Origin of the sequence: Sphingobium sp. AS12, assembly GCF_019097845.1 — a bacterium.
Taxonomy (GTDB): Bacteria; Pseudomonadota; Alphaproteobacteria; order Sphingomonadales; family Sphingomonadaceae; genus Sphingobium.
This window is the reverse complement of sequence record NZ_JAHRGM010000056.1, coordinates 286,038-309,864: the sequence shown is the minus strand read 5'-3', so window position 1 is coordinate 309,864 and position 23,827 is coordinate 286,038. Positions and strand designations below refer to the sequence as shown.

The following is a 23,827-nucleotide window of genomic DNA, read 5'->3' as shown; positions in this document are numbered from 1 at the left end:
CGTGGCTGCATCATCGCACCGCACTCGTGCAGACCATGTCCGCGCCGCCGAGGCGGACGGTCTGCATCATCACCACCGCTTCGGGAAAATCATCAATGCAGCCGCAACCCTGCACCAGCTCCTCGCCCTCGCCGGCGGGGCAGACATTACTGTCCTGGCAGGCGTGATAGAAAGTGTCCCAGCCGGTCGGGTTCGTCTGTTTCGAACCGGTCACGCCGTCCGGGGCCGCGGCGCTATTGGCTTGCGCCTTGCGGGTCTTGCAGATGGGCTCGCAGGCATTGACGCTGCCGGCCACCGGAAGGGCGAAATTGCGAGTGGTAAGGCTATAGCCGCCATCGGCATCCCTCACCCGATCGGCCAGCAGCGTCTCTGTCGAATGGTCGATGATATAGGCGCCGCGCGATAGATCGGGCTGTGCGGCGGTGCCCTGGTCGATCGTGCAGGCATAATTGCGCCGGCGATCAAAGAAATCGCGGCTGATCGAGGTCGTGCAGGCGCCAGTGCCGATCAACCGGGTCTGGGGCAGGGGGGTAAGTCCCGTCTTGGTGCCGTTGCGGTAGGTGACGACGCCATCGACCTCTTCATCGCCGAGGCGGCAGGCATCATTTGCGGCATAGCCCGAACAGGTGTCGACAAGCTGCTCGCTCGTCTTGCAGCCGGCGTCGACTTTCGCCTCGATCGAAGCGTAGGCTTCGCCGCCATCAGCCACCGCAACGCGAAGCCAGATATCGTGATCACCCAGGGGCATCTTCGATGTGAGATCGAGATTGGGATAGACATAGAAGGCGCCCTTCTTCTCGCATTTGCCCGGCGGCAGTCCGGTTCCGGTCCAGCCTTCCGGACCCGAGCCGACCAATTCGCCATCGACTCGTATCTGCGCCCAGTCGTCGCCGCCAAAGCGGGTCAATAGAACTTGCTGCAGCCTTTCAGTGTCCTTGACCCTCAGCGTCATATGAAAATCGATGAGGGTGCAGGATCCGCCAGAGAGGCTGTTGTCGGTGGGGGAGCCCATGACGAAGGTCCGGCTGTTCGGAGTTGCCGCATAGGTCGCGTAGCCGCCGGACACGCGATCGATGATCTTCTCGGCGGTCATCTCTTCCTGTGCAATCTGCCGGGTGATGGTGCAGCTTCGGCGCAGCTGCGACGTGCCAGTGCCGGTCGAAGACGCGGAAAGAGCCTGGAACACGCTGCTTGTCTGCGCTGCGGCATAGGCGTCGCCGGCGATGGCGCCGGGATTGGCCTTGTACGCCGTCGCGCCGATCTGCGGCTCCGCAGCGCAGGATGTGGTCTGCGCACCCGTATAGCGGATCACCGGGCCATCGACGGAGGCCTGCGCGATGCCGATCCGTGGATCGGCCGTGGTGAGCGCGCCGACCACGCCGCCACCCAGGTCTTTCAGCACCGAGGCCATATTGCCCCAGACCAGGTTGTTGCCGCAGCTGTTGTTGACGCAGTAACAGCCGGCAAGATCGGTCAGCTCGATCTCGCTGAGCTTGAGCGATCCCGCCCCCGCAACATCCCAGCGGAAGAAGCGGCAGGCGTTCCAGGTACCCGGCGTACAGGAGATGATCCCGTTGGCGCAGATACCCGAGACGGGAACAGGTACCGTCATCGCCTCATCGAAGCTGCCGTCTAGATCGCGGTCCCGCGAAATGCTCAGCGTCCCGATATCGCCGGTGGCATTGGGCTGCGCGAGCAGTTCGAGTAACGTGGCGCTTTTCTGGCAGGCAAGTTTAGGCGTGAACGCCTGCGAGGAATTCACCGTGGTGATCGCCTTTCCGCCAAGGCCCGGCTGCACATAATTGCCGAGCAGCGCATCGCTGTCCGCGCTCTTTGCCCTGGCGGCTTGCGCCGCGGCACGGGCGCGTTCCTCCGCGGTCTGGGCATGAAGCGGCAATGGCAAGCTGAACCCCGCCATAAGGAGCAGCAATCTTTTCCTCATGGCCGGATATCGCTCGGTATGATCCGGCGGGATCCGCGCCGCAGCCGGAACAACAGGATGGCTGGAACCGGGCGGGGCAGTTCCGCCCGAAACACTGCCTGTCCTTCAAAAACGGTCAGCGTGGCCACGACGACATGCGGCGGGGAGGGGGGTGCCGCATCATCGTTGGTTGTGGTGGCCACGCCGACCGCCCGACCGGCGCCGCGGGGGCTATGCGGCGCCGGTCTAGCCGCGCAAGAGACGTCTGACTCCTTGAGGTGACGGACAGGCGATCGGCTGATCCCAGACGATCTGGCGCGGGTTTGGCGAGACGGGTTGCTCATGGCGTGGAGACCCCGGCGCAGCAGATCGTCTTCTCGAACAGCATGAACTGGGCATTGTCCTTGCCCGGCGCGTGCTTTGCGCTGGTCCAGAGCGCGCCTGGTCGCCCGACATTGACGCATTGGCCGCCCTTGACCGGCTCCATGAGGTGGAACTTGTAGCGGCTCTTGGTCCAGACCGGCTGGGGAATGAAGGAGCAGCCATCGGCAGAACTGACGGTGAGAGCGCCGAGACGTCCCATCATGAAGACTCCGCGCGCGGCGAGCCCCGCCCAGGCCTCGACACTGTCCCCGAAATGGATATCGCCCGCCACCGGATAGGTGGCGCCCCAGGAGCCCATGCACCAGAAGAGCGGATCGACGACCTTGCCGGCGGCGGCTGCGGCGCTGTCGGCCATGCAGGCAAGGCCCGCTGCCGGATTGCCGAACAGGATCGCCTCGGGCTGGATGATCGCACCCAGGGTCGCCGATTGCCAGGTCGGCAGCACTTCGGTGATCAGCGCCACATCGAAGCCGTCATCCTCGATGCAGGGCAAGTCCGTGAACATGTCGAGCATCTTCCAGACCGGCGCGATATAGTAGTGCATTTGCGCGAACATCTTGGCGGTATTGGTGCCGTCGGAAATGCTGCTCTGGCTCCCCTGGAGCCTGCCGCCGGTCGGCATGATGTCGGCGCCGAGCGCCATCATGCAGCCCGGTTCGGTCACGACATCGACCATCCGATTGGGCGACCAGAAGCTGACCTTGACGCCAAACCAGAAGGTCACGCCCTTGCGGCAGGCGCATAGCGGCTTGGAGGCGGACTGGGCATCGAGCGCCTTGCCCAGCGGATCGCTCGGACCGACCTTCACCCCGCCGATCGTGATCGGGAAAATGCAGTTCCAGCGCACCTTGGTGATCGGATTGAATACCGTGCCGGCCTCGCATTTGGAGGCATGGGCGGGAGCCGCGACCGCCAAGGCGGCAAAGGCGCAGCCCAGCGCCAGCAGTCTGCGGAGCGATACCTGTTTCATCGCGCGGTTCTCCGCTTGGATTCGCTCCGATCGACTTCGGTCAGCACCAACTTCTGCCCGGCCTGCGCGACGATCACCGGTGCGACCGTCAGTTCCAGCCGCACCTTGACGCGCTCTTCGAGTAGGAACAGCGCCCGGCCATGACGTTCGCCGAGCGTAATCGCATCGCCATCGCCGGGAGTCCCAGCCGCCAGCAGAATGAAATCCGCCGGCCTGGCGGTCCGCAACGCCCAGGCGAGATCACGGGGGTGGACCACGATGAGCCGCTGCGGGAGCGACACATAGGCAAGGGGATTGAAGCTATAGCCCTTGGCGTAGAGCAGCTTGCCGTCGGCAAGCCGGATATCCTGATCGAGGGTATAGAAGGGCACCACCGTGCGGTTCTGGTCGACATGGGCGATCCCGAGCGTCGCTGCTTTCATGGCCGACCAGTTCTGGCGCGGCCCGAAGGCACTCTTCATGTCGGGAACATGAGCGGCCCGACCCTCGATCTCGCTCAGGGCGTCCGGCTCGGCGATGGGCCAGACGCGTCCGATCTTGCTGGTCGCCGCCATGCCCGCCGAGGGCATCAGCGAGCTCACCGTCGTCGCGATCGCAGCCAGCATGGACAGGGAGAGGCAGCGACCGAAATGCCGATGCTGCGATCTAGCGACCATGGCGCCGTCTCCAATAAAGCTGAGAACTTTCGCGATCCTCGCCGACCGCGGCGCCGATCAGGGCTGCCATGGCGACGATTTCCGTGATCCCGACGAGTATACGGAACAGGTTCGGCACGGCGGGCAGCTGCCACGCGATGAAGGACTGCACCAGCAACAGACCCTGGCTGCCGACCATGAGGCGAATCGGTCCCGGCGCGGGTGTGGATGAGAAGATGCCGTTCATACCGGTTCGACCTCCGCCGGTTCGGAACGAACCGGGCGCAGACGACAGAACAGCTTGCACCCGGCTTCTGCGACGACAGGCCCAAGGCAGACGATGCCAAGCCACAAAGCGTAGATGACGACAGGACGGCCGAGCAGAAACATGAACGGAATGAGCGGCACGACCGCGCAGCAGGTCTGCATAACGGAACCCAGAACGGGGACGCGCCGAGAGTCCTTCAGAAAACCGGCTATCAGCTTGTCAGCCGTCTCAAGGCTGCGCGCGCACTCGCCATGGGTCTCGTGAAGCGCAAGGATCGCGCGACCCAGAAAATCATTCTGATTCTCTCCAGGATAGCGCTGGCAACGGCAGATCGCGCCGATGTCATCGATCATTTTTGGGGTGAAGGGTTCGATCCTGTCGATCATTTGCGCCTCCACCGCGACAAGCGCGTGAGAAGCATCCCGCATGCGCCCGACAGGCCGATGAGCAGCATCCCGCTCGCAAAGCAGGCAGCGGCGACGATAAGCCCTGTGCGAATGGTCTGAAGTGGCGGCTGGTCGAGCGCGAGGCCGGCCGCGATGACGAGGCTGCCCATCATGCAGGTTTCAATGCCCACCAGGCGCAGCCGCCACTGGAAGGCGGCCGCTTCGGCGCGTTTGGCAACGCGCGCTTCGATCAACGCCTCGATCGCCGGATCATTTTCCCAGTCGAGCGCCAGCTGGTCGGGATGGGGGAGTGCCTTGTGCGTCATGCCGGCCTCCAATCCCGAACGCTCGCAGAGCCCAGCACCTCGACCGGATCGACACCGGCCAATTCGCACACCGCCTCCAGGGGGTTGCGGCCGGCCCGCACCAATGCTTCGAAAGCGGCGACCTCATTGGGCGCAGACGTGTTGATCCAGTAGCTGAAGGGATCGACCACGAGGCGGGCGATACCCAGGCCCAGCGGACTGTCGATGAACACCTCGCTGTAATTGGGCTTGGCGTTGCGGACCGATTTCAGCAGATCGAGAACGAACCCCGAATAGTCGAGGATCTTGTTGTCGACCGCCTTGTCGTAGGTCGAGCCCTGCAGCAGGAATTTGGTCGCGGCATTTTCGAGGATCACCTGGCCCGTGCCGCCGAAGAGCATGAGATCGTTCATGCTCTGCAGCACGATGCCGAAACTGCCCTGATATTTGCGCGCGCGGCGATAGCCCTGGCCGAACGCTTCGGCGAGGCGTGAGAGATCCTGTCCGTCGCTGCGGGTCATGAATTGCGCAGCTTCGTCGCACAACACGAAGCGGGGCTTGTCGCGCGCCGAGAGATAGAGTTCCTGGGTAACGGCGTTTACCACCACCATCACGATCACATTGAAGAGGTCCGGGAGCGCCTTCAAGCGCTCGAGTTCCAGCACCACGAACTCGTCGCGGGAGATGTCGAAAGTTGAGGGGCCGTTGAAGAAATGGCCATAGGCGCCCTGCGACCCGAAATCGCGCAGGTTGAACGCCAGTTCGCGCGCGACCGGCACGAGATGGTCGACCCGATCGAGGTCGGAGGCTGCATTGTCGGGATAGCGGCCGAGCCAGTCGCGCACCGCATCGATGCCGTCCACGCCCCGACCGCTGTCGACGGTCCATTGCACGGCGGACTTGAGGAGATTCCATTCCGACGTGGTGACGGGCTTGCGGGTCGAGGCATTGGCCATTTCCGCGACGATCGCGACCGCCATGGCGATCGCCGACTGCTTGTCCTCGCCGTCGAGCGCGAGTCCCATGTCAAAGGGGTTGAGGACCAGACGCTCCTCGCCGATATCGATATAGCGCCCGGAACAGAGCGTGCAGAGCTTGCGATAGGAGCCGCCGATATCGATGATCCGGATGAGCGCGCCTTGCGCATAATATTGTTGGCACAGATTATTGAGCAGGAAGCTCTTGCCCGCGCCGCTCTCAGCCGAAACGATAAAATTGTAATTGTTGATCCGCGGATCGAAGAGATCGAGCGTGATGAGCTGCCCCTTTCGTCCGACATAGAGCAGGGCAGGGCGGCCGCCGCCGCGAAAATCGGTCTGCACGGGCGCCATCAAGGTTGCGGCCTTGACCGGCATGCGGAAATCCCGCTCCAGCAGCTTCAAGGTCCGCTTTTCCGGGTAGAGGCCGAAGGGCAGGCTGGCGGCCAGCAAGACCGGGAGCAGATAACTCTCCTCCTGCACCATGAAGGGCAGGGGTTCGGATTCCCACAGCCGCTTGGCGCGGGCCGCCATTTCCCGCGCCTGCGCGCTGTCGCGGCCGAACACCCACATCGTCGGGATCACCGAAACGAACCGGCTGTTCGACGCTTCATCGAGAATCCAGCCGATCTCCTCGATCTGCTTGCCGACCTCGACCGCGAAGCTGCCGGCGGCCTTTTGCGCCGAAAGGATCTGCGCGCGCTTGTGGATCTCGAACTGCGACTGATCGAAGAGCACCGAGAGACAGTAGAGGAACGGCCCGCCGATCTGATCGCTGTCTTCGGCGCTTCCGCGCATCCCGCCCAAGAGGCGATTGGCCCGCTCGGCGGTGATCCGGCGTGCAGGCGCCTTTGGCGTCAGGCACCGCGCGACCTGATTGCCGAGGAACACCTCCGGGCCCTCGAAGCAGAGGTCTGGGCCGGCCTCGATAATCTGCCGGGCAATCGAAGGCGCGGGCATGCCACCGATGCTTTCGCTGAGGAAGACCCCTGGGGCCGGCGCGAACACACCGTTGAAGATCCGCCGATAGAAGCTCACCAGTTCGTCCGGCGGCAGGCGCCGGATACCCATCTTCGCCAGTTGCTCCTCGACTTGCCGGCGCAGGTCAGCGCCGAGACTGCCCCGCGTCTTGATAGAGAGAAATAGCCGGAAATCACGCACCGGGATCGAATGCAGCGCATCGAGCCCCCTGGTTCCGCTGCGCAGATAATCGGCTGTGCGCCGGGCCGAGGCCTGGACCAGCGGGTCCGGCCGCACCTTGAGGTCGAGATAGGCGTCGAGCGCCGGATCGATCAGCGGATCTGCGAAGGTGATGAGCTGAAGGACCGTGCCTTCGGGGAAATGGATATTGAGCAGCCCGAGCAACGCCTGTTGCACATGAGCGAACATATAGGCCGACGGAACAAGCTCCCAGGCCTGGCCCCAGCCATCGTCGATGCACAGGAAGGCTTCCTCCTCCTCCACCCACGCGACCATCGGCAGGAAATCCGAATAGGCATCGCGGGTCACGGCGGCACGCAGGCGCTGGTAGCTGAGATTTTTGTCGGCGGGCCCAGCGGTCATGGCCGGTTCTCCCGATCGACGGCCAGCGGGATGGCTTCCCCGCTCGGCGCAGCCACGGCGTCAGGCGCGGACTCGCGTGTCGTGCGCAGCACCGGCGGTGCCGGCGTCCTGCCACCCGGTTCGACGAGATAGTCGCCCACGACCCAGGCCGGCCGATCCATGATCGAATAGACATAGCGCGCCATGTAGAGGCGGTCTGGCCGCTGCTTGTCGGCATAGGGCAGGATCAATGTCCGGATCGTGCGCGAGGGGCGCAGCATCGGTGAGCCAGGTCCCTCGATCAGCGTGCCGACATTGTGCGGGCTCGATGCCGTCGCAGGAGCCGGTGGCGCTCCGGCTCCGCCATCACGCCTGCCCGTCGTCCGCGCTCGGCCCTTCGCATCCGGGCCAAGCAGCTTGCGATCGTTGGTGACGGCGGGATCGGATTTTGAGGCGCGGCCTGCGACGGCGTCGGCATAGGCCTGGTCCGGATGAATGCACTGGCCGTGGTCGCTGTTCTTGCAGGAGAATTTCTCGCTGTAGGGCGACATTACCGATCCCACGGTGGCGCAGCCCGAAAGCCCGAACAGCGGCAGCGCGATCAGCGATATCGCGCGCGTCGTGCGCCAGCAGATAGTGATGCGGGAGTGAAGCTGGCGTGGCATGGTATCTCCTGTCGCTGGGCGCATCAGAACTTCGCTCCTGCGCCGGGTTTGATTTCGAGGGTCGCCCCCTCCTGGATCACCACGACCACATCCTTGGCGGCGCCCACTTCGACGATGGGACCAGCCTGGCGGGCGAGATCGAGATAGAAATCGGTGAGCTTGTCCGAGGATTTGGAAAACCCACCGGCGATGCCGGTCTTCGCCGCGTCGCCCGCATCAAGCGTGCGAACTGTCCCCAGAGCTGAAGTCGAGGTATTGCCGAAGGTGCTTTCGACCGATTGCGATATGCCGCTGATGGTGCCCGCGATGAAGGCGCGCGCCAGCGTCGCACCCGCCCGTGTCACCACCTTGCCCGATAGGCCCTTCTTGCCATCGGTATCGACGAAGAAGCCTTTGACCGGCTGATCGACGATGGAATGTTCGTCGAAATCTACGCAGGAGAGGGACACGAGCTGGACCTCGACCCGTTCCTTGGCGAGGCTGCCCGTGGCGTTGCCGACGACGAAGCATCCGGCAAGGTTTGCCTTCACCTCATTTGGCAGGACGGCGGGCGCCTGCACCCGAGCGATGATGGGTTCGGGATTACTGGTCGCGTCCCGGCTCGCCAGCGCGTCGATCCCGGTCAGCAGTCGTGCTTTCATGAAACCAGGCGGTAAATAGATCGTCCGATTCTTTTTTTTGGATGAGGCGGAATTGTCGACCGCGCCCTGAGCCACCACCTGCCCGGTCGCCGACCCGATCGCGCCGATCGTCTTTTCCACCGGCGGCGCGGGCGGAGCAGGCGGCGCAACCGGACCGGTGGGCGGCGCAGGAAGCTTGTCGGCATCCGCGCTGATGTCGCCGGTTTCCGGGGGATAGGGGAGAGCGGGCACGCTGTCCGGCAGGGCAGGCGGCAGATCGCCATCGATACCTTCCCGCACCTTGCCGCCGGGGGTCCGTGATCCGGGGACGACCTTGCCTTCCTCGATCGCGCTGACCCGGTCGCCCAGAAGCTGCTGGCCATCGAGGACCTTCTTGAGGTCGCCCCGCAGCTTCACCTCGAGACTGTCGCCGCGCAGCCCTGCGCCCATGTTTAGCGAGGATGCGGGATTGGCAGGCTTGATCTCCTCCTGGCTGCCCGAAGCGACATAGAGACCGATCCCCAGCGCACCGACCGCGACGCCGACAAGGAACTGGCGCGCGCGCAGCTTCTGCTTTGCCGACAGCCTGCCCCATAGCGCCTTCCAGTCAGGCAAGGCCGTGGCGGGACGGCGCATGGCTGTCTCTTCGTCGCGCGCATTCTGCGCGGCAAGATGCGCCTGGTAGGGCGACAGGCTTTCCGGTCCCTCTGCCTGATCTTTGTCCATCTCGCCGTTCATTGCCCGGCTCCCCGGCGCACGACGACGAGACGCGCCGTTTCACCTGCGTCGAGGCGGACCCGGTCCAGGGTGACCGAGAAGATGCGCTCCCCAAGCGCAGGATCGACGAGCTGGCGCTCGTCCAGAGTCACCGCGGCGGTGGATCGCACATGATATTGGGAAGCTGAAAGCCCGGCGCCCTCGACGGCGATACGGCGTTGTTCGATGATCGACAGGTCTGGGGCCGCCGCAATGCTGAGCGAGCCGGCCGATGGCGCGACCTCGCTGAACGAGGCGGGGATGCGATCGTCCAGCAGCGCCATGGTGATGGAAACGGCGCGGTCCTCATCGGCCAACGCAGCCATCAACGCGCTATTGGTCTGGGCGCGTTGCCGGGCGCCGAGCACAAGCACTACCGTCTGGGCCGGGATCTCGGCTGGCTCGGCATAGAGCGGATAGGTGGCGCCGTTGCAATGCACGAAGAATTCTGAAGGTTGCGTCACATAAGTGCGCGTCACCTGACCGGCATCGTCGATCTCACGGGCGAGGAACTTGATCCAGGCGTCAGGGCCGCCCTTTTCCACGGCAAGGCCCTTCTCGGCGGAGAATTTGATGTCCTCGATCTCGCCGCCCTCGCACACGACATGATTGATGTCGCGGTTGGACAGGCGAATATGGCTGGTCTGATCAGGAAGCGCATGGATCGTCTGCGCCGTTGCGGGCACCGCCGCAAGCAGCAGGGAAAGCGTCAGGGCGCGGCGCATCGGCATCTCGCGGTCAGCGAGTTTCGGCATCGAACTGCTCCTCTGAAAGGCGCGTCAGCCAGAAACGGCCATTTTCGATGCCGTAGCCGATGCGCAAAATGCCCCGGAATTTGCGGATTACGCCGCCGATGACCCGCACCTTCTCTATTGGCACGACGATCTCATGGGCGGTCCAGCGGACCGGCTGATCGCCCCGGATATAGGTGGCGATCGACAGCGTCGGATTGTTCGCCAGTTCGTCGAGTATGACGTTCAGGCTGTCGCGCATTGCGCCGTAAGCGGACGGGTGGACGAGGCCGAGCAGCTCCTGGAACTGCCGGTCCGCCGAATAGGCCGACCATGTTCCCGACAGTGCGACGACGTTGCGCGTCATCGAGACGATATAGGCCTCGGACGGCTTGTTCCCGGAGACATGAAGATCGCCTGTGGCGCCGAACGGCACGATGATGGTGCGGGTATTCTGGTTCGTCGTGTAGATCACCACGCCCAGGACCGCGGTAACACCGAACATGCCGGCGATCGCGACCTTGAGCAGCCGGTTCTCCTCGAAAAGGTTCGCTGAGCCTTGCAGATAGCGATGGATGCCATAGCTTGCCGGCTTGCCCAGCAAGGGGTCATCGCCCCGGTCCTTGCGCTTGAAGATGCCCATGGCGCTTACTCGAAGAACCGGGTCTGCGTGGGACCCGGATAGTGGGGGAAGGACACAAGGCCCCAGCGCCAGGCGAGATGGGGCAAATAGCCCCTGGGCTTGGTCCGCTTCCACGGGATGAAAAGGAGAAGGGCGGCGATGAGCGCCCAGCCGACAAGTCCGCCTACGATCGCGGCCACGAAAACGCTCGAGGTCGCGAGCAGGAACTCGTCCGATCCGAACCAAAGAATCTGGACCGGCCGATGCAGATATTGCGGAAGGCGTTCGTCCATTGCCCTTCTCCTCCTGCTTCATGACACCTGTGAAGGTGCCGGTTTCCGGGGACCGACCATCGATCCCCAGCTTGGCGGCGGCATAGGCTGCATGTCCCCGGTCAGCCGGGGCGCAGTCCTGCCGCGCGTCTCAGACGACCATCCCGAAAGTCTGGAGAATGGAGTCCGCCTTGATGAGGCAGACGGCCGCGACGATGGTCGGGATGCCGATCATGATGTTCGAGAAGAGGCGCGAGACGCCGAACAGGAAGGCGGCGACACCGCCCACAAATCCCATCGGACCCTTCACGCCCTGGTTCACGACGATATCGTAGATATCGTAGCCGAGATCGCCCTGGGCCGGCGCCGAGAAGGCATGGACCGGACCACCGATCAGGGCCATCGCCCCGAAAGGGAGGCCGAAATTGGCCACCGCCAGGGCCTTGTTGCCGAGTGTACGCATCATATCACTGCTCCAAAAAGGAGCCGTCCAACGAAAGCCTGCCGGCATCGAAAGAGGATCGGTGTCGGCCGGGGCGTCGGTGGACGGCTCCATGAGCCCGCCGCCGCCGGCATCCTGATTCATTCGGCCGGCACCGTTGAGGCCGGGCCGGATGCCCTCCGGAATGAAAATGTGCGTCGCCTCGACGGCGCGCTTCAGATCAGCGCTGCACATCGGACACAGCCTTTGCCGGTGCCGACTTCGCGTGCCGGTCGAGAAACGCCTCGAGTTCAGCCTGCTGGAAGCCTGAAATAAGCTTGCCGTCGGCGATCAGCGTCGGTGTCCCCGAGATGCCGACCTTGGCGACCAGTTCGGCGTCCTCAGCCACTTTGTCATGGCCGACAGCGCATTGCCGCAGCACCGGCGGAGCCTGACCGGAATAGGCGTCCTTGAACGCCGCCTCGCGATCGGGCGAGCAGAGAATATGTTCCGCCTTGGCGGCGGCGGTCGGGTGAATGCCGCTGACGAAGAAGATGAGCCGCCTCACCGGCTTGCCCTCCGCCGCCTTGGCGCTCCAGAAACGATCGAGCGCCTGGCAATAGGGGCAATCGGGATCGGTGAATTCGATGACGGTGGGGGCATCTGCAGGGCCGATCGCCAGCGCTTTGCCAGGATCGATTGCCTTCAGCCGCCGCGTTGCACCCTGTTCCTGCGCCAGCGCGGTTAGATTGACGCCGTTGCGGTCATAGACCGTCGCGAACAGCAGATGTTCGCTCCGTGGCGCATAATAGACGATCTTTCCGCCCGCTATAGCCTGATAGATCGGTCCCTCGACCGGAGCGGGACCGAAATCCTCGAACTGCAGGTTCGTGAAGGTCTGCTGCAGTTTCACCTGGGCTTCGGCGGCAGCCTCGTGCAGCGGGGCCGAGCCCTGTGTGCTTCGGGCAGGTTCGTGCCTTTCTGGCGACATGCCTTGCGCCGCCGCACCATGGAGGGGCATAATACCCGTCAAGAGAGCGACGAGCATCGCTGTGCGACTGGAATGCTTTCTGGTCATAACCGCAATTCTCCCTGGGTGGGGATGAGGCGGGCACAGGCTGCCGATCACTCGGTAATTCTCGCCCTTGCTTCCGTCTCGACACGGTCTTGAGTGGCGAAAAATCCCTTCCCCGCACAAGGGAGGAGGAATCTCACTTCCGGTTTAAGGCACTTCAGTTCCGGTTATCGGAAATTCACTTCCGCAAACCGGAAGTATATTTCCGGTTTCACCTTCTGTTCCTTGTCTCGGGATCGCTCACTTCGCGCAGAGTCGATAACCTCGCAGGCATATCGACCGCGAAAGAATCGCTGCCTGCGCCGGGAGAACGACTATGGGGAGTCAGCAGTCCAGGGCCTACAAGCTTCAACTGTCCGACGAGGGCATCCATCTGTTCCTGCAATGCCATTGCCGGCTATGTCATCTCGCCGGAGATTTTCTGCCTTATGGAACAACATTGTTCATTGCCGTCGATCTTCTCCATCAATGTGCGGCGGACGATCTCATCGCGGAATTGGTTGACCCGAAGCTGGACCGTCTTGGCGGACGTAAAGTTCGACATGTCGGTACCTCCAACACCCTCTCACGCCTCGTCGATGAGATTGTCGAAGCCGCAGGTAGGTCGGAGGCCATCCATCCTTTGCCACAGGTCTGGAGACTCTACCTGTCGGCCCTGATCCACATGCAGGAAGCCGAAGACATCAAGGTCATCCAATCTTTCCGCGAAATGCCCCTCAAGACCGGGCGTTCTGCCCGTCGTTCTCCCCGATAGTCGCGTACGCTGGATAATTTCGAGCGGCTGCCAGAAATTGGTCTCGCATGCGCAATGATCTGTGTCTTGACGATCGGTTTTATTTACAACAAATTGCCACGCATAGGCGATGTGACTTGGACTTTTGAGCCGCTGACAGGGAGACCTGCAGATGACGCTTCAAAGTCCCCAAGCGATCGATCGTGACATATTCTCATCGATCAAGGAGCTTTCTGGAAAGCTCGTCGAACGGTGGCGGCGCAGAGACCGAATTTCCCAGCGCAGCCTCGGAAAATCTGTCGGCCGCACCGAACGCTGGATCCGCGAACTCGAGGGCGGGGCCGGCACGGCCTCGCTTGAAGACCATATCCGCTGCGCGCATGCGCTACGGATGACGGCGTCTCACCTGTTTATTTTCCTCTTCGCAGTGGAGCACAAGATGCCAATACCTAACGAACTTCTTCTCCAGGATGACCTGTGGGATCTGGAACGCGACATTCTTGACGTCGTGAGCCGTCATCAGGCAACGGCTGTCGCACGGCTCGCTTCAAGGGGCGGCGCTGCCGCCATATGGCCAGCTTGATGAACGTCGGACTCCGGCATGTCTCCCGAGCCCGTCCTGGCCGAAAGGGCATATCTGCTCCTCAAGGCCGATATCATGGCCGGACGGTTTGCGTCCGGCAGTATTATCAACGAGAGAGCGCTGGCCGCCGAATATGGCGTATCCGTGTCGCCACTCAGGGACGCGGCGCAGCGCCTGGTCGGCGAGCATATGCTAGAGATTGCTTTTGGCGGTGGCTATCGTTTGCCGGCGATCACAACCGATGCCTTATGCGATCTCTACCGCTGGCACGGTCACCTGGTACGCCTGATACTCAAGGCAAACCGTCTGGCCATTGATTTCGACGCAAAATCTTATGCCGGGACGGAAGTCGATGGACAGGTACTCGCGAGGGCTGCGACGAACCTGTTTCTGGCGATCGCACAGGCTTGCGGTGATCATGAACATAGAAGGGCGCTTAAATCGGCAACGGAGCGACTCCATATCGCCCGCCTCGGAGAAGTTCGGGTGTTGGGCAACCTGACAGAAGAACTCGAAGCGGTCAGGATCGCGACCGCTTCCGGTCAAGGTCCCGACCGTTTCGAGGTTCTCTGGGCCTATCACCGGCGAAGGATTCGCCGCGTGAGCAGGATATGGGAAGCAATCTCTTCATAGTCACGTCGAATAAAATCAAATGGTTACACGGTACGATCGTCGCAGAAAAGGGTCTGTTGGAGAAGTAGTACCAGTTAGTCGCGCGCGCGCGACCTTATAAGATCGCTGATCATGCATTTCCTGCTTTACTCTGTTGGAGCTGCAACTTCGCAGCATATCTAAGAAGGAGGTAAGTATGGAACGCGACAACCATTCGGACACCGACCTGATCGACCTCGGCCTTGTGGTCGAGGAGACCAAGGGATCTGGCAACAGATACAATGACGGAATCGGCGGTCTGCAAAATCAACCCGGTCTTACGGACGACTGATGTGCGAGGGCACGTGGGTCAACTCCGGCGCGCGTGCCCTTCATCCAGGAAACAAAGATGCCATTCATGCTCCGTGACGATCTTTGCTTTTGCAAAAGTGCTGGCGCCATCATATTCCTAGATGCACGCATTGGCCGTTATTTTGCGTTACCAGAGCGGTTCGTGGAACCCTTTTCGCGCTGGCTTGATGGCCGTCCGCCATCTTTCGACGATGTGCCGATACTGCAGCACCTTGTCGCACAAGGGTTCCTGGTAGAAACTGCGGATCTCCCGCAAAGGCTCAACATCAAATTTGCATCCCTTCCACCACCGGAAGTCGAGGTTGACCCTGACGGCCGATTTCCTTCCATTCCACTCGCTGTCTGTGCGATCGCAAGCCGTTTGATTTGGACATGGCGTGTGCGTCATCAGCCTTTTTCAAGCCTGATAGATAGAATCAAAAGCATTCGGCGTCCGTCTTCCTGTGGGATGAAAAAGGCGTCGCGGCGCGATCTTGTTCGATTGGTGCATGCTTTTCGATTTTCCGATCTGATTTTAGGTAGTCACGATCGTTGCCTGCCTCGATCTCTGGCTCTCGTGACCATCTGTCGGAAATACGGACTTTCTCCGGTGCTTGTCATTGGCGTCCAGGCCACGCCCTTCGCGGCACATTGTTGGGTTCAGGACGGCAACGTGGTTGTCAATGAGAGTCCAGATCGCGCTCAAATGTTCACGCCGATATTGGTAGCCTGACAGTGTCGCGGTACCTGATTCTCGCCTTTGCTCAAATCGGCGAAAGTGAGCAAATTTTGAAGCAGATTGCTGCCGACACGGGGCTTCGAGAAGTCTATCGCGGTGATCACATCACCCTATTTTCCGATGAACCGGAGACTATTCTTCGACTGCCGGCAGGAAGTGGTGCGATAGTGGGGACATTGTTTTCTCGGCGCGAAAATTCGAAAAAGATTACCCGGTTTGACGATAATCAGATTATCGATATTTTAGAAGATCCGATCAGATCGCTTCGCGATGACTATTGGGGCGCATATGTCGCACTGGCAGATCGATCAAGCAATGTGAAAATTCTGCGCGATCCTTCGGGCGCGATTCCTTGCTATTACACTGCGATCGGCAAAATGATTGCTTGTGCATCTGATGTGTCGACTCTGATCGGCGCAGGATTTGTTCGCCCATCTGTAAATTGGCGATTTGTGGGAAAATCTTTGTACCATGTTCAGCTTCCCACAGCGGAGACAGGGCTGTCCGGCATTTGCCAACTTCAGGGCGGATGCATGCTAACGATCGGCGCGGGAGGGGTCGCGCAATCCCTATTCTGGAGCCCTTGGGATTATGTCGCGACCGACCGTCACGCAAATTCCCAGCAATGTGCAACAGATCTTTTTCAACTCGTCAGTTCGACGATAAAAACATGGACTTCCTGCTATTCCCGCCCTTTGGTAGGCCTCTCTGGCGGGCTAGATTCGTCCATTGTGGCGGAATGCTTGGCTCGCACTGGTATCGAAGTCACATGCATGACTGCCGTTACCGACGATCCGGCCGGTGATGAACGGTTCTACGCTAGGGACGTCTGTACCGCGATCGGCGCGAAGCTCATCGAATCGTCCTATCTTGACGCGGACATCAACATTAGCGAATCGACTGCCGTAGCTATTCCAATTCCGTCTGGGAAATCCCATGAGCAAGCATATAATAAGATAGTACGAGAGGCTGCTGCCAGTGCCGGAGCGGATAGCTTTTTTGTAGGAGCTGGCGGAGACAACGTATTTTATTCAACCCATTCTGCCCGACCGCTTGTTGATCGGTATAGGGATCAAGGATTATCAATTGCGTTGATTCCGACTGTCCGCGATATTTGTCAAATTACTGGCGCAAGCATTTGGGAGGTTATCGCAGAAGCCGTGCGTATTCCTCGGAAATTTGCCTCGGGCCTGCCTTGGCAAATGGCGGAAAAATATTTGCATCGAGACTTCCTGAACTCCGAGTGTGGGCAGCCTATCGAACATCCCTGGTTTTCTCCACCCGAGTCTACATCGGTTGGCAAGAAGGGGCACGTTGCCCAGATATTACGGGCGCTCCATCATATCGAGCACCGAGACAAGAATCTTTCGGTTCCGATGATCAGTCCACTACTGTCTCAACCTGTGATGGAATTTTGCTTGAGTGTGCCGAGTTGGTGGGCGGTTGAAGGGGGGCGTGATCGTGCAATTGCAAGGAAAGCATTTTCTAATGCGTTACCCCCGGCAGTTCTCCGTCGATTGGGGAAGGGGGGGCCTGACGGCTTCGTTGCGCAATTCATAAACATGCATCGATCTTCTATTGCGGAACGCTTGCTTGATGGGCTGCTTTCGAAGCATGGCCTGCTTGACCGCTACACAATTGAGCAGGCCTTACGCCCCGGCCAAAAAGTTGACGCCTCCGATTGTCCCCGGATCATGGCGCTTCTTGATACCGAGGCGTGGGTGAGGACCTGGTCTGCGGCATAACAGCACGCACATTATAGGAGTGTAGTGCGCTTAAAAATCGGACGAGGAGGACCTTGATAGCCATTTGCGTTTCATCGCTATCCAATCAGCCGCTTCTTTACTCACGTCGACGGCCGCTGACTTCGTATCGTTCAGCCACAAGTCGAACCAGGCTAAATTGCGACGATATACCGCTAGCCTATGCGCCGGCTGCCATTTTATGTGATCCTCATTCGGATAAATGAACATATCGCTAGGGATTCCAGCCTGCCTGATGGCCGTGAACCCCGCAAGCATCGCAAGATATTCGTTGTCTGCGGCCTGATATAATATTGGGAACTTCACGTGCCCTGCTTGATTTAGTAAAGATATATGGCTCCAAAAGTCAGGATCTTTATCGATTAATCGCGGCCACCCGGCCTCGTGATAAGACTGCGCCACTATGGGTCCCAGGAATGCATCTTGAATGGGCTCCCACCCACAGCCGGATACGGAGCCGGCGGAGAACAGCGCGGAATGAATAGCTGCGAATTGCACGGTTGTGCATCCATCGCTCAGACCGGTAATTCCAATCCTCTGCGGATCGATAAGTCCACGGTCGATCAAAGAGCGAGTTGCGACTTCGATGGCAGAAAGGATGTTCCTGCGTCCTGCGAAATCGCGATTGAATACCGAGACCAAGGTTTCAGCATTTGCCTGTTTACCGACGATATCCTCATACGTCAGATTATCGACACTAAGAACGAAATACCCTCTATTGGCAAAAGGCTGAATTGGAAATTCGTCACCGATTCCCCCGCGGAGAAAGCCTTTGGTTCGATATTGAACGATGATCAAAGGATAATGGTTTCCCTCGGAGTATCCGACCGGATAAACCAAATCGCCATAAAATGGGATGCCTGTGCTATTGCGCCAGTTCATCCGTTCGACATGCCCCATGGCCAAGTGTGAAAACTCCGGGTTCGGATCGAAAATCCGTTTTTCCGTCTTGTGATCGAGGTCAAATCTAACGAAATGCCTTGGTTCTCTTGAACGCTCGCGCAGGCAGGCCAAGTCATCGCCTATTGGCTGACATTCGACCAGATAGTCGCTGGTCAGCAGTAGACGCTGGACCTTTCTGCTTCCTGGAAACCACTCGTAGACGGCGGTCAGGCTATTGGCCCAGCCTTCTCGCCGAAAGAACCGAACCTTCCGTCCATCCGGCGCCCACCATAATGGTGCCAACCAGCCTATGCGGCATTCCTCAAGCAAGCATGGGTGACGACGGCCCGCCCGCGTTTCTACAACGATACGAAAATCCTGCGGGAAACCGGAGGCGTCAATCCGTTCGCCGAAGGCGCTGTCGCCCGCTCGATTAATCGTTAAATCTATTAGGCTCTCATTCGGATCGGGCTGCGTGAAGTCGTTGGTCGCCGTCTGGCTGGCCGGCATTTCTATGCCCGTCTTGAGGTCAACTACGACATAAACACGGTCCGACCCTGGTGTTTGCGGGCGAGCGCCCCGCACTGGAAATGCGCGCTCATCATAGCGCCATCCTGTCAGGGCTTCCCGGTCGATCGCTGCGCTGTTGGCCTTCACCCCAGGGCGAATTACATAATTGATCTTGCGTCCATCGGACGAGATCTGGAAATCATCGACATCCACACTGGCGTGAGTGAACTGCACAACCGTCCCGTTCGCGAGATCGGCCTTCCATATCTGCGTACTTCCATCGATCCGCTTCAGATAGAAAATTGATCGCCCGTCCGGTGACCAGCGCGGTGCGGTCGGCAAGGGTGCCCCAATATGAAAAGACGCCCAGCTATACCGTGCAGGAGAATCAAGGATGAGTTCATGGCTGACATCGATAAGGTCAGGCCGGGCCGGGTGCGCTGCCGACATCACCACAATGCCCACGCAATAACGGTTTTCCGGAGGATTTCCCTGGTGAAGCTGAAACGCGATCTGGCGACCATCAGGTGACAGCGAAAAAAGGGAGCGGGTCCGATCCGGGCGTGGCGCTGGCCCAATATCGCGCAATGCCGCCAACGCTTCTGGCGTAACCGGTCGGTGCGCCTCGTCCATATCCTCATTCGGCAACAGGGAGGCGCAGGATTGTTCGGCCCGTGCCGCAGCTGAGAAAAGAGATGCTCCCAAGACCGCAATTGTGCATGCGGCATGCAGTGCACGGCTCATTTACCAGCTCTTACGCAAGGTGATGCTGGCCGTTCGACCGTAAAGAGAGTGATTTACAGAATCTACCAGAACCTGCGCTGCACGGTTGGCCCTAATTGTTGGGGGCTTGGTGTTGAAGAGATTCTGCATCCCTACTTGCCATTCGACATTGGCAAATATGCCACTGCCGGAATTGCTGCGGATCGTCGCGACGGCGTCGACCGTCGTAAATGAACCCACGGTTACCGTTGGCTCGAACCGATTATCATTTGTTTCGCCGACATAGTTCACCGTAGCGGAAAGGTCGACATTGTCTTTCTGCCAGTTTGCATTAATGCGCGCCCGCCAATGTGGCGGTGTAAAGATTATCCCTGCCTGTTCGACGAGAGGGAGGCCGGGTATAACCTCGCGCGTACTGTTCAAGTAGCTGGCTGAGCCATTGAGCGTTGCCCTGCCATATTGTTGGAAATCGTGCGTATACGCTGCAGAGAAATCCACGCCTTCCAGCTTCTGGACGGATATATTTTGTAGATAATCCTGGACGATCGCTGACACTGACGATGGGTCGAATGCTCCATCTGTGAAATTCTGAAAGACCCCGGTTATGCCGTTAACGGCATCCAGCACTTCGGCGGCTGTTGGGTCCAGTCGTGTATACTGATTGTATGCGGAATCGAAAAGTCTGGTGAATTCCACGATCGGAGACCCGACGCGGTTATAATAACGGGTATTAAAATACGAGACCTCGGCCTTGAATCCTTCCATAGCTTCGGGAGTTAGTGCAACTGACACGCTCCACGTCGTTGCGCGTTCCGGTTTCAGGTCCTTATTGCCTCCGAAAAGATAGAGGACGGGGAAGCCATTTGATGGAGTGGGGTCGAACTCCGAGGCCGACAACAACTGCGCGTTGCTAAGCATAGCCGTCTGGTAAAGGTTGGGTGCCTTGAATGATCGCCCCCAGTTTCCCTTAAACTCAAGACCACGAATGGGCGAATACACCATTCCGATCTTCGGCGTAGCTACTCGATCAATATCTTGGTGGTCCTCATAGCGAAGTGCGCCAATCAGATGCAGCTTATCGACAAATGGCACAGCATTTCCAGACGATATCAGCGGCAAGAATAGCTCGCCATAGGCAAAGCCGACCTTGCGATTCTCGGATACAGCCTCGGTTGTGCTTTCTACCCCTGCGGCAATGCGACGCGAGTCCACCGCCAAATTGTTGGAGCGAAAACCCAATCCAACGGCCAGCCTTGCTTCGCCCCCGGGCAAAGCAAACAAAGCACCCTCTGCTCCCAATTCGATCGATTTCAGTTCGTTGCTATAATTCGGTAACGCGCGAACAATTTCAGTTCCGGCAGAAAAGATTCGCGTCACCACGTCGGTATCGCTTCTGCTATAGGTTCCGGAGAGGCGGATGTCCCAGCCAAACGGCAGATGAGCTTTCAACGCTGGCGAAACTGACCAGCCGTCAGCTGTCGATTTGACGACGCTGCCCTGTGCCGCGCAACTTGTAGCTACGACACCAATTAGGCAGCGCGATGTGGAGCGACGCATGTAGTGGGCATCTATTTCGAAGCCGATCGACTCCGTGATCGACTGATGGCCGGCCATGACCAAACTGATCTGATCTTGCGAGGGTATCAGCGTCGTATCGGGTGCCACGTTGCTGGTGTAGGATCGCTGCTGCGCGGAAATTTCTGTTGAATCCTGATAGTCAGCCGCGATCATGAACCCGCCGGAGCGCCATGAAGAGCCGCCTACAATATTATATTGCTGGGTGGCAGCGCCACCATCCGTTGCGGTGCCGAACCTCGCGGATGTTTCTACCCCGTCTACACTGCGCCTTAAAACTACGTTGGCGACACCTGCCACAGCATCAGAGCCATAAAGCGCGGAGGCGCCATCTGCGACAACGTCAAGCCGTTCAATAGCGGCAAGAGGGATGGCGGAGATGTCGATTCCCTGACTAATTGCGTCGAATGCGACACGGTGACCATTGATCAAGGTCAAGGATGCATCGGGTCCAAGGCCACGCAGATTCAGCGCGGATGAACCGGATACATTCGTGAAACCGCCTTGCCCGCCAGCTGCGATTGTCGGGTTCTGTCCGCCAGCGAAATTCTGCGGAAGGTCGCGCACTACCTGTCCGAGATCCATATGACCCAGTTGTTGGGCGTCATTCCGCGTGATTATGGTGACGGGTGACGTCGAAGGTGCCCCGCGAATTCGTGACCCGGTGACGACAATATTCTCACCCGAGGTCACGGCCTCATCTGATGCCGCTGAAAATCGCTGCCGAATGAGGATGGTCCCATCGCGTTCCACCGCTGTCAATCGGGTGCCTCTAAGTACCGTCTCGACCGCTTCAAGCGCAGTATAGGTCCCGTTGAGCGGTGGAGCTTGCCACCCCTTCACCTCCTCGGGGCGAAAGATGATTTCACGGCGGCTAGAACGCCCGATGGCGCGTAACGCGCCGTCGAGGTCCTGCCGTCCGAGATTCCATTCAAGCTTTTGTTCTGGTGCAGCTAACGCTGGTGTTGCCATGCCCATTAGCGCAGGCGCGAACATCGAACCGACTGCCCACCGTCCGAACTCTTTCATCGTTACCCCCAACTTCATTCCGGCCTCGTTCGAGACCGGTTCCATTGTGGGCAACGACGAGCAAAGAGAGCCGATTATGATGGCGGGCGACAATTTCCTTTCGGAAGGGCAGGGCACCGCCGGGCCAAGGCAATCGAGTTAGGTCCACTAATGACTGCCAGCCTCAGCACGTCCCCCAGATTGCGTGCCAGTCGCGCGCTGTCCGTGATACGGAAATTTCCCGAGACCCGAACATCTTCTATATCGGGTGTTGCTCCCACCAGGGGAATGTCAGCATAGCGATTGGCCTCCGCGAACAGGTCTCCGAGGCGAACATTCCTATATTCCTTCAATCCGGCAGGCCATTCACTGTCATTGGCCTGTGCCTTGACGACCTCGAGGGCTAGGGGTGTAGGAGCATCGCGTAGTTCGACCTGCTGGCCTGGAGATAGTCGAACCGTCGGCAGTGCACGCTCCCTCGCGGGGCCGTCTGCCGTAACGTCAACGGCACCTCTCATTAGTCGCACGACAATACGGTTGTTCGGAAGGAGAGTGACGTCAAAAACCGTTCCATGTGCTGTCACTGTTCCGCGGCCGGCATGAACCGCAAACGGCCGCCGCTCGTGGGCGACGGTGAAACGGGCGCGCCCGCGCAGCAAGCGAAGATTTCTTCGCCGGGCGTCAAAATCCACCAGTACCAGGCTGTTCGTATCGAGCGCGACGACAGAACCGTCATCAAGACGAAACGATCGGATTTCGCCGGTGGCTGTAGCAATCTTCAGCTGCGCAGGATCATCGGATGTGCCAAGTGCCGAACTAATGGCAAGCGAGTGGTGTTTAATCTCATCACCCGGCGAACCTGCAGCCCATTGCGCAACAAGGGCAACGGCGCCGATCATAGCCAATATAAGCAGCGCGCGTCTTTTCGTCTTGGTCCGTGGCTGGCTCTGCCGGAAATCGTCGCCAGGCGCAGCATTGGAAGTGAGGGCATCATCATCTGGAGGGTGCTTCAAACGCTTTCCGATGCTGTAGGCTTCGGCAATCCGGTTGTAGGCGGCGCGGTGAAGCGCGCCGCGCGCCAGCCATGCTTCGAACTCTTTGCGTCTGATTTCTGCATCCTCCGGGTTACGCATGATAGCGAACCAGTCGGCTGCCTCTTCCCTGAGTTGTCCATGCCGACGCGGCGGATCTGTGTCTTCCATCATTCCTGTTCCAGAGCTGCGTCGATATGGGCCAGCGCGCGGGCGACATGATATTGCACAGTCGGGATTGAAATTCCCATGCTTTCCGCGATCTCCCGGTATGTCAGTTCATCCACCCGATGAGCCAGGAATATCTCTCGCGTCCGTTGGGGTAGCTCCTCAAGGGCGCGCCTGTAAATCCGCATCACGTCTTCGGCCTCGATGCGTGCGGCCTGATCCGGCGCGACTGCCACTTCGAAATCTTCGCCGATCGGCACATGAAACGCCAGGAGCCGGGTCTCGAGGCGCTTATACCGATCCAGCAGAAGATTTCGGGCGATGCGCTGGAGATAGGCTGCCGGTCGTGGAAGGCTGGTTCTGGCCATGCAACCGACCAGGCGGACAAAGGATTCCTGTACGAGATCGCAGGCGTCATCCCGCGAGCGTAAGCGGGTTTGAAAATAGCGCTGCAGCCGCGGCGCCTCGGTTTCGTATATCTGTTGCACGTCCGCCATTCCGGCTCTTTGTTTTTTCTGAGCGACATCGTCTCTCAGGCCTTGTGGCAGATTGAAATTCTCAGACGACATGAAATCACGGTTCCTCACGACGTGGCAGCGCCGTCCTCGCAATTGCAAGGG

The 23,827-nt window shown here is 59.8% G+C and carries 25 protein-coding genes; 6 read left to right on the top strand and 19 right to left on the bottom strand.

What is annotated here, in order from left to right; genetic code table 11:
- Positions 1-10 precede the first annotated feature (10 nt).
- The 15 genes from KRZ98_RS19645 to KRZ98_RS19575 all read right to left on the bottom strand — a co-directional run bounded on the left by KRZ98_RS19645 (position 11) and on the right by KRZ98_RS19575 (position 12,466).
- Positions 11-1,942: a hypothetical protein gene (locus KRZ98_RS19645; protein WP_066764177.1), complete on the bottom strand. Its 1,932-nt coding sequence runs from the start codon at positions 1,940-1,942 to the stop codon at positions 11-13.
- Positions 1,939-2,124 carry a hypothetical protein gene (locus KRZ98_RS19640; protein ID WP_253204236.1) on the bottom strand — a complete coding sequence of 62 codons (186 nt, stop codon included), beginning with the start codon at positions 2,122-2,124 and terminating at the stop codon, positions 1,939-1,941. The genes KRZ98_RS19645 and KRZ98_RS19640 overlap by 4 nt, the downstream gene beginning before the upstream one ends.
- A gap of 137 nt (positions 2,125-2,261) precedes the next feature.
- The gene (locus KRZ98_RS19635) at positions 2,262-3,275 is read right to left on the bottom strand and encodes a TraU family protein (protein ID WP_066764178.1); all 1,014 of its coding nucleotides are present in this window, start codon (positions 3,273-3,275) and stop codon (positions 2,262-2,264) included.
- Positions 3,272-3,880, bottom strand: coding sequence for a conjugal transfer protein TraW (locus KRZ98_RS19630; protein WP_066764180.1), 609 nt, complete (start codon positions 3,878-3,880; stop codon positions 3,272-3,274). Before KRZ98_RS19630 ends, KRZ98_RS19635 begins: the two co-directional genes overlap by 4 nt.
- Before the next feature lie 40 nt (positions 3,881-3,920).
- On the bottom strand, positions 3,921-4,157 hold the full coding sequence (locus tag KRZ98_RS19625; RefSeq protein WP_066764182.1) for a hypothetical protein: 237 nt from the start codon (positions 4,155-4,157) through the stop codon (positions 3,921-3,923).
- Positions 4,154-4,564, bottom strand: coding sequence for a hypothetical protein (locus KRZ98_RS19620; protein ID WP_066764185.1), 411 nt, complete (start codon positions 4,562-4,564; stop codon positions 4,154-4,156). Before KRZ98_RS19620 ends, KRZ98_RS19625 begins: the two co-directional genes overlap by 4 nt.
- Positions 4,561-4,890: a hypothetical protein gene (locus KRZ98_RS19615; protein ID WP_066764188.1), complete on the bottom strand. Its 330-nt coding sequence runs from the start codon at positions 4,888-4,890 to the stop codon at positions 4,561-4,563. Before KRZ98_RS19615 ends, KRZ98_RS19620 begins: the two co-directional genes overlap by 4 nt.
- Positions 4,887-7,409, bottom strand: coding sequence for a TraC family protein (locus KRZ98_RS19610; protein WP_066764190.1), 2,523 nt, complete (start codon positions 7,407-7,409; stop codon positions 4,887-4,889). The genes KRZ98_RS19615 and KRZ98_RS19610 overlap by 4 nt, the downstream gene beginning before the upstream one ends.
- Complete coding sequence (locus tag KRZ98_RS19605; RefSeq protein ID WP_066764192.1) at positions 7,406-8,053, bottom strand: TraV family lipoprotein; 648 nt, start codon at positions 8,051-8,053, stop codon at positions 7,406-7,408. Before KRZ98_RS19605 ends, KRZ98_RS19610 begins: the two co-directional genes overlap by 4 nt.
- A 23-nt stretch (positions 8,054-8,076) precedes the next feature.
- Positions 8,077-9,411 carry a TraB/VirB10 family protein gene (locus KRZ98_RS19600; protein ID WP_066764197.1) on the bottom strand — a complete coding sequence of 445 codons (1,335 nt, stop codon included), beginning with the start codon at positions 9,409-9,411 and terminating at the stop codon, positions 8,077-8,079.
- Complete coding sequence (locus KRZ98_RS19595; protein WP_066764241.1) at positions 9,408-10,154, bottom strand: type-F conjugative transfer system secretin TraK; 747 nt, start codon at positions 10,152-10,154, stop codon at positions 9,408-9,410. Before KRZ98_RS19595 ends, KRZ98_RS19600 begins: the two co-directional genes overlap by 4 nt.
- Before the next feature lie 13 nt (positions 10,155-10,167).
- Entirely contained in the window at positions 10,168-10,803 is a 636-nt protein-coding gene (locus KRZ98_RS19590) for a TraE/TraK family type IV conjugative transfer system protein (protein WP_066764198.1), read from the bottom strand.
- A gap of 5 nt (positions 10,804-10,808) precedes the next feature.
- Positions 10,809-11,075 carry a type IV conjugative transfer system protein TraL gene (locus KRZ98_RS19585; RefSeq protein ID WP_066764200.1) on the bottom strand — a complete coding sequence of 89 codons (267 nt, stop codon included), beginning with the start codon at positions 11,073-11,075 and terminating at the stop codon, positions 10,809-10,811.
- A gap of 130 nt (positions 11,076-11,205) precedes the next feature.
- Entirely contained in the window at positions 11,206-11,520 is a 315-nt protein-coding gene (locus KRZ98_RS19580; RefSeq protein WP_197421474.1) for a hypothetical protein, read from the bottom strand.
- A 196-nt stretch (positions 11,521-11,716) separates the two neighbouring features.
- Positions 11,717-12,466, bottom strand: a complete 750-nt coding sequence (locus KRZ98_RS19575; RefSeq protein WP_066764243.1) for a DsbC family protein — start codon at positions 12,464-12,466, stop codon at positions 11,717-11,719.
- 400 nt (positions 12,467-12,866) lie between these two features.
- Between KRZ98_RS19575 and KRZ98_RS19570 the strand changes: the two genes are divergently transcribed.
- The 6 genes from KRZ98_RS19570 to KRZ98_RS19545 all read left to right on the top strand — a co-directional run bounded on the left by KRZ98_RS19570 (position 12,867) and on the right by KRZ98_RS19545 (position 17,292).
- Positions 12,867-13,304 carry a hypothetical protein gene (locus tag KRZ98_RS19570; protein ID WP_066764204.1) on the top strand — a complete coding sequence of 146 codons (438 nt, stop codon included), beginning with the start codon at positions 12,867-12,869 and terminating at the stop codon, positions 13,302-13,304.
- Between the two features lie 151 nt (positions 13,305-13,455).
- Positions 13,456-13,866 carry a helix-turn-helix domain-containing protein gene (locus KRZ98_RS19565; RefSeq protein ID WP_066764206.1) on the top strand — a complete coding sequence of 137 codons (411 nt, stop codon included), beginning with the start codon at positions 13,456-13,458 and terminating at the stop codon, positions 13,864-13,866.
- An 18-nt stretch (positions 13,867-13,884) separates the two neighbouring features.
- Positions 13,885-14,499: a GntR family transcriptional regulator gene (locus KRZ98_RS19560; protein ID WP_066764208.1), complete on the top strand. Its 615-nt coding sequence runs from the start codon at positions 13,885-13,887 to the stop codon at positions 14,497-14,499.
- A gap of 175 nt (positions 14,500-14,674) precedes the next feature.
- Positions 14,675-14,809, top strand: a complete 135-nt coding sequence (locus KRZ98_RS19555) for a benenodin family lasso peptide (protein ID WP_156448003.1) — start codon at positions 14,675-14,677, stop codon at positions 14,807-14,809.
- 57 nt (positions 14,810-14,866) lie between these two features.
- A complete protein-coding gene (locus KRZ98_RS19550) occupies positions 14,867-15,541 on the top strand; it encodes a lasso peptide biosynthesis B2 protein (RefSeq protein ID WP_082733409.1) in 675 nt (224 codons plus the stop codon).
- Positions 15,542-15,543: 2 nt separating this feature from the next.
- Positions 15,544-17,292 (top strand): asparagine synthetase B family protein, encoded by a 1,749-nt coding sequence (locus tag KRZ98_RS19545; protein ID WP_216313481.1) that lies wholly within the window; start codon positions 15,544-15,546, stop codon positions 17,290-17,292.
- Between the two features lie 30 nt (positions 17,293-17,322).
- Here the strand turns inward: KRZ98_RS19545 and KRZ98_RS19540 are convergent, their stop codons facing one another.
- From KRZ98_RS19540 to KRZ98_RS19525, 4 genes are read right to left on the bottom strand one after another with little or no spacing between them, the layout of a single operon-like run.
- A complete protein-coding gene (locus KRZ98_RS19540; protein ID WP_082733411.1) occupies positions 17,323-19,446 on the bottom strand; it encodes an Atxe2 family lasso peptide isopeptidase in 2,124 nt (707 codons plus the stop codon).
- Positions 19,447-22,122: a TonB-dependent receptor gene (locus tag KRZ98_RS19535; protein ID WP_066764214.1), complete on the bottom strand. Its 2,676-nt coding sequence runs from the start codon at positions 22,120-22,122 to the stop codon at positions 19,447-19,449. It abuts the gene before it with no gap.
- Positions 22,104-23,213, bottom strand: a complete 1,110-nt coding sequence (locus tag KRZ98_RS19530) for a FecR domain-containing protein (protein ID WP_082733412.1) — start codon at positions 23,211-23,213, stop codon at positions 22,104-22,106. Before KRZ98_RS19530 ends, KRZ98_RS19535 begins: the two co-directional genes overlap by 19 nt.
- Positions 23,210-23,776 carry an RNA polymerase sigma factor gene (locus KRZ98_RS19525; protein WP_066764219.1) on the bottom strand — a complete coding sequence of 189 codons (567 nt, stop codon included), beginning with the start codon at positions 23,774-23,776 and terminating at the stop codon, positions 23,210-23,212. Before KRZ98_RS19525 ends, KRZ98_RS19530 begins: the two co-directional genes overlap by 4 nt.
- Positions 23,777-23,827 lie beyond the last annotated feature (51 nt).